This window comes from Streptomyces muensis (genome assembly GCF_021474425.1).
GTDB classification, from domain to species: domain Bacteria; phylum Actinomycetota; class Actinomycetes; order Streptomycetales; family Streptomycetaceae; genus Streptomyces; species Streptomyces muensis.
The window spans coordinates 1-5,784 of sequence record NZ_JAKEIP010000389.1 but is presented as its reverse complement, the minus strand read 5'-3'; the positions used below and the strand labels follow the sequence as shown (position 1 = coordinate 5,784).

The 5,784-nt window shown below is 71.2% G+C and carries 5 protein-coding genes and 1 rRNA gene; 1 reads left to right on the top strand and 5 read right to left on the bottom strand.

The annotated features are described in order from the left end of the window. Positions 1-120: 120 nt before the first annotated feature. A 5S ribosomal RNA gene (gene rrf, locus L0P92_RS41500) occupies positions 121-237 on the top strand. A 121-nt stretch (positions 238-358) separates the two neighbouring features. Here the strand turns inward: rrf and L0P92_RS41495 are convergent. The 5 genes from L0P92_RS41495 to L0P92_RS41475 form a co-directional block, all read right to left on the bottom strand. Further along, entirely contained in the window at positions 359-1,669 is a 1,311-nt protein-coding gene (locus L0P92_RS41495) for a DUF58 domain-containing protein (protein ID WP_234768309.1), read from the bottom strand. Continuing rightward, positions 1,669-2,658 carry an AAA family ATPase gene (locus L0P92_RS41490; RefSeq protein WP_234768311.1) on the bottom strand — a complete coding sequence of 330 codons (990 nt, stop codon included), beginning with the start codon at positions 2,656-2,658 and terminating at the stop codon, positions 1,669-1,671. Before L0P92_RS41490 ends, L0P92_RS41495 begins: the two co-directional genes overlap by 1 nt. Then, positions 2,658-3,860 carry a DUF4350 domain-containing protein gene (locus L0P92_RS41485; RefSeq protein WP_234768308.1) on the bottom strand — a complete coding sequence of 401 codons (1,203 nt, stop codon included), beginning with the start codon at positions 3,858-3,860 and terminating at the stop codon, positions 2,658-2,660. The genes L0P92_RS41490 and L0P92_RS41485 overlap by 1 nt, the downstream gene beginning before the upstream one ends. Beyond that, complete coding sequence (locus L0P92_RS41480; RefSeq protein ID WP_372497424.1) at positions 3,857-4,669, bottom strand: DUF4129 domain-containing protein; 813 nt, start codon at positions 4,667-4,669, stop codon at positions 3,857-3,859. Before L0P92_RS41480 ends, L0P92_RS41485 begins: the two co-directional genes overlap by 4 nt. Before the next feature lie 4 nt (positions 4,670-4,673). After that, positions 4,674-5,784: DUF7847 domain-containing protein (locus L0P92_RS41475; RefSeq protein WP_234768307.1), on the bottom strand; the 1,111-nt coding region annotated here is incomplete at its 5' end.

The window sequence follows — 5,784 nt, the reverse complement described above, 5'->3', positions numbered from 1 at the left end:
GTACTAATAGGCCGAGGGCTTGTCCTCAGTTGCTCGCGTCCACTGTGTTGGTTCTGAAACCACGAACGGCCCCGCATATGGTGATATGCGGTGCGGCAGTGTTTGATTGTTTCATAGTGTTTCGGTGGTTATAGCGTGAGGGAAACGCCCGGTTACATTCCGAACCCGGAAGCTAAGCCTTACAGCGCCGATGGTACTGCAGGGGGGACCCTGTGGGAGAGTAGGACGCCGCCGAACAAATTTTGAGAGAGCCCCCGGCCGGGGATACCGGTCCGGGGGCTTTCTGCATTTCCGGCACCTGCAGTAAGTGGCTTAGAGGGAGCTCCGCAGGACTGCTCCCTCCTTTCAGTTCCGCTCGTTACAGACGTCCTGCCGTCTTAAGGGCCAGATAGGCGTCAGCCAGTGCCGGCGCGAGTTCTTCCGGGGTCGCGTCGACGACCGTAACGCCGTAGCGGCGGAGCTGTTCGGCCGTACGGTGGCGCTCGGTCTGGGCCTGGGCGGCGGCTGCGGCCTCGTACACGGCGTCCGTGTTGCCTCGTGCGGTGGTCATGCGGGCGATGTGGGGGTCCGCCACCGATGCCAGCAGAACCGTGTGGCGCTGGGTGAGCTGGGACAGGACCGGGAGCAGGCCCTCCTCGATCGGGGCGGCGTCCAGGGTCGTGAGCAGCACGATCAGGGAGTGGCGTGGGGCTGTACGGAGCGCCATGGCCGTAAGGCCTCGGGCGTCTGTTTCGATCAGTTCGGGTTCGAGTGTGGCCATCGCGTTGACCAGGGACGGGAGGACGTCGCCTGCTGTGCGGCCCTGGACGAGGGCGCGTACTCGGCGGTCGTAGGCGAGGAGGTCCACACGGTCGCCGGCTCGGGAGGCGAGGGTGGCCAGGAGGAGGGCTGCGTCCATGGAGGCGTCGAGGCGTGGTGCGTCGCCGACGCGGCCTGCCGAGGTTCGGCCGGTGTCCAGGACGAGGAGGATGTGGCGGTCGCGCTCGGGGCGCCAGGTGCGTACGGCGACCGTGGACTGGCGGGCTGTGGCGCGCCAGTCGATGGATCGGGTGTCGTCGCCGGGGACGTACTCGCGCAGGCTGTCGAATTCTGTGCCTTCGCCGCGGGTGAGGACGCTGGTGCGGCCGTCGAGTTCGCGCAGGCGGGCGAGTTTGGAGGGCAGGTGCTTTCGGCTGGTGAACGGGGGGAGGACCCGTACTGTCCAGGGGACCTTATGGGTGCCCTGGCGGGAGAAGAGGCCCAGGGGGCCGAATGAGCGGATCGTCAAGCGGTCGGCCTGGCGGTCGCCTCGGCGGGTGGGGCGTAGGCGGGTGGTGATGCGGCGGCGTTCGCCGGCGGGGACTGTGAGGCGCTGACGTGAGGCCGCCACCTCTGTGCCTGGCTGCCAGCTGCTGGGGGGCCAGGCGTCGCGGAGGTGGGCGCGGAGCGGGCGGTTGGACGGGTTGGTGATCGTGAGGGTGACGTCGGCCGCCTCGCCCAGGCGTACGGAGGTGTCGCCGGAGCGGGTCAGGCCCAGGCGCCGTACGGGGGCGGCCAGGGCGAAGTCGCAGGCGCAGGCTGCCAGTAGGGGGGCGTTGACGGCGAGGATGCCTGTCCAGCTGGGGTCCCAGATGCCTACGGGGAGGGAGCCTAGGGCCGCGAGGAGTGCGGCGCGTCCGGTGAGGGCCATCAGCGCGGGACGGGGACGTGGGCGAGGATCGCGTTGATCACGGAGTCGGCGGTGACGCCTTCCATCTCTGCCTCGGGGCGGAGTTGTACGCGGTGGCGGAGAGTGGGGAGGGCCAGGGCCTTCACGTCGTCGGGGGTGACGTAGTCGCGGCCGGTCAGCCAGGCCCAGGCGCGGGCCGTGGCGAGGAGGGCTGTGGCGCCGCGGGGGGAGACGCCCAGGGTGAGAGAGGGCGATTCGCGGGTGGCTCGGCAGATGTCGACCACGTAGGCGGTGATCTCCGGGGAGACGGTGGTCTTGGCCACCGCCGCGCGGGCCGCCTCCAGGTCCGCCGGGCCCGCGACGGGGCGTACGCCGGCGGCGTGCAGGTCGCGTGGGTTGAAGCCTTCGGCGTGCCGGGTGAGGACATCGATCTCATCCTGGCGGGACGGGAGGGGGATGGTCAGTTTGAGGAGGAAACGGTCCAGCTGGGCTTCGGGGAGAGGGTATGTGCCCTCGTACTCCACGGGGTTCTGCGTTGCCGCGACGAGGAACGGGTCGGGGAGCGGGCGGGGGGTGCCGTCGACCGTGACCTGGCGTTCCTCCATGGCTTCCAGGAGGGAGGACTGGGTCTTGGGGGGCGTCCGGTTGATCTCGTCCGCGAGGAGGAGGTTGGTGAAGACCGGGCCGGGCTGGAAGGAGAACTCGGCGGTGCGGGTGTCGTAGACGAGGGAGCCCGTCACGTCGCTCGGCATGAGGTCGGGGGTGAACTGGACGCGCTTGGTGTCGAGTTCGAGTGCGGATGCGAGGGCGCGGACGAGCAACGTTTTGGCGACCCCGGGGACTCCTTCTAGTAGTACGTGTCCGCGGCAGAGGAGGGCGACGACGAGGCCGGTCACGGCGGGGTCCTGGCCGACCACGGCTTTGGCGATCTCGGCGCGCAGGGCTTCCAGGGAGGCACGGGCGGTGCCCGGGTCCCCGGTGTTCCCGGCGTTGTCAGTGGTCGGGTCCATCATGGACGGCGTACCTCTCTTTCGAGGGCGTCGAGTTGGTCGGCGAGGGCGATGAGTGCCGCGTCGTCGCTGGGTGGCGGGCCGAAGAGGAGGGTGTGCAGGGCCTGTCCGTCTCCGTGGTTGTGGAGGTGGGCGGACAGGGCGGGGAGCAGGGCCTCGGGCGTGTGCGCCTGAGTGACGGGGACACCTACGAGGGGGGCGAGGCGCGTGCGGGTGGTGGAGCGAAGAGCGGCGGCCGCGCGGTCGCGGGCGTTGGATTTGCGGTAGAGGCGGGCGCGGCCTTCGACGGTTTCGGAGGCGCGGATCGCCACGGGGAGTTTTTCGGGCACCAGAGGGCCGAGGCGGCGTGCCCGCCAGAGGGCGGCCACGGCTGCGGCGATGAAGAGCTGGAGTGTGCCCCAGAGCCAGCCCGAGGGGAGCAGGTCGAAGAAGCTGCGTTCGTCGTCCGCGTCGGCGGCCGACGTGTCGGAGAGCGAGGGGAGGTACCAGACCAAGTGAGGGCGGGAGCCGAGGAGTTGAAGGGCGAGCGAGGCGTTGCCCTGCTCGTCGAGGCGGTCGTTGTAGAGGATGTCGGGCGCGCCGAGGACGACGGTGTCGCCGCCCTTGGTCCGGTCCGGGATGCGCAGGAGGGTGGCCAGGCGCTCGCTGGGATAGCACTCGTCGGCGTCGAGGTGGGTGGTGGTGTAGCGGACGCCGCCCAGGTCGGCGGTGCCCGCGCGCTGGGCGGCGGGCAGGGTGCAGTCGGGGGCGAGTTCCGAGTCCAGGCTGGTGGCTGGATCCGCGGTGACGCCGGGGGCGAGGCGCTCGACGGACCAGCTGCCGGGGGCGACGAGGAGGGTTCGGCCGCCGGAGTCAGCGGCCGACGAGCGCAGCCAGGTCTGTTGACGTTCCGTCAGCAGGTCGGGGGCGGAGACCAGGAGAGTGGTGTCCGGGGCGGCCGCGGCGCGTGCCGCGTCCAGAGTGGTGACCACGCGCGTGTCGACGCCGCGGTCGGCGAGGAGTTCGGCGACCGCCCTGCTGCCTCTGGGGTCGGCGGAGCGGGGGTCGAGGGTGCCGTGCCGGGCGTCGGAGCGGATCGTGGCGATCACGACGGCCGCCACGAGCAGGAGGACGACGGCGGCGACGACGCCTCGCGTGCGGGTCCACAGCTGGCGTGCGGTGGGCGAGGCCGAGGTGGACGGGAGCGTGGCCTCGGTGGTCATTCGGCGGCTCCCTGGCGGGCGTTGGGGGCCGTGCTCGCGGCGCTGTTGGCGAGTTGGGGCTTGGTGCTCTCCAGGGCGCGGTCGAGTTCCGCGATGCGCTGGTACGCCTGCTGGGTCGCGGTTCTGCCGCCGTATGTCACGTCGTCGAAGTCCCGGGCCGCGGCGCGCAGTCGGTCCGTGTGGGAGGGCAGTGAGCGGCCGGCCTCGGCGGCGGCCTCGTCCGCAGTGCGGCCCGGACGGATGTCGAGAAGTGTGCGTTCCTCGAGGGAGCGGACGATGGCGCGCATGCGTTCCTGGAGGGCCTGGTTCCAGTGGCCCTGGGCGGCGTGCGCCTCGGCGGCGGCCCGGTGTTCGGCGGCGCTGCGGGGGCGGTCGTCGAACAGGGCGGCGGATGAGGTGGGTTGGCGGCGGGGGGTGCCCAGCCGCCACCACAGGGCGCCGAGGGCCGCCACGATGACCAGGATGACGACGATCAGGCCGAGCGGCCCTCCGGGCGTCACGGTCGAGGCGCTGCTGAACAGGTCCTCGACCCAGCCCCAGAAGGCGTCCAGGGCACGCTGGAACCAGCTGGGGTCGTTCTCGTGGTACATGCCCTTGGACAGCTCACGCCGCGCCGCCTCCCGCGCGGGGTCGCGGGGGATGGTCAGCGGCGGTTCGTCGTCGGAGCGGGCCAGGAGTGCCAGTGCGGACGTGTCGCCGACGCGCGGCAGCGACCGTACGGATGTGTCGCCGCCGATGTTGAACAGTGCGCGTGTGACCGCGTCCGGCAGTGCTGACGCCGTCGTGAGAACTCCCCCCGCCAAGCTCACCTGTTCAGCTCCCCGGGGTGCCGGTGCCGTAGTTCTGGACGCCGGCTGCTCGGGCCAGTTCGAGGTCGAGGGCCTCGCGGCGGATGCGCTGGTCGATGTAGAGCAGGACGGTGACGCCCGCGCTGATCGGGAACGTGATCATGGAGCCGATCACCGAGCCGACGCCGCTGATGATGAGGAACGTCCAGCCGAATTCGGTGGTGCCGTTGAGGAAGCTGGTGGCGCCGTCGCCGCTGACGGCGCCGGCGAGGAACGTGAAGGGGATGACGACGATCGCCGCGATGACGTTCGCGATGATCGTGGCGAGCAGTTGGATGCCGAAGACGCGCCACCAGGAGCCGCGTACGAGCTTCGCGGAGCGGCTCAGGGATTTCACGATGCCCTGCTTCTCCAGCATCAGCGCGGGCGAGGCGAGGGAGAAGCGGAACCACAGCCACAGGGCGACGATGCCGGCGCCGAGGATGCCGAAGATTGTGAGTGCTCCGCCCGCCGCGCCGGCGCCCGTGGCGGCCACGAGAATGCCGGGTACGGCACCGGCGAGCACCACGCCGAAGGTCATGAGCAGCAGCAGGAAGAGCAGGCCGAAGAGCTGCAGTACCTGGGGGCGGGCGTCGCGCCAGGCCTCGCCGGTGGTCACCGATTTGCCGAGCACGGCGCGGCTGGTGACCGTCGTGAGCAGAGCGGTCGCGATGATCGCGCCGATCACCGAGATCAGGAGGATCACGCTGGAGCTGATCAGGGCGTCGCCCGTGGCGCGGGTCAGTTCGCTGAGGGTGGCGTTCGGGTCGTCGAGGGCCTCGGTGTCGAGGCTGTCGTTCAGGACGAGGCCCTGCACGAGGATGACGAGGATCTCCGTCACGACGGCGACGGTCAGGGAGATGCCGAGGACCGTGCGCCAGTAGGTGCGCATGGTGGAGACCGCGCCGTCGAGGATCTCGCCGACGCCGAGCGGGCGCAGCGGAATCACGCCGGGCTTGGCCGCGGGCGGCGGGCCGCCCCAGCCGCTTCCCCAGGGTCCTGCGCCCGGGGCGCCGTAGCCCGGGTGGCCGCCGCCGTAGCCGCCGTATCCGCCGGGGCCGGCGGGAGGGCGGGCTCCCCAGCCCGGGCCGGGAGGC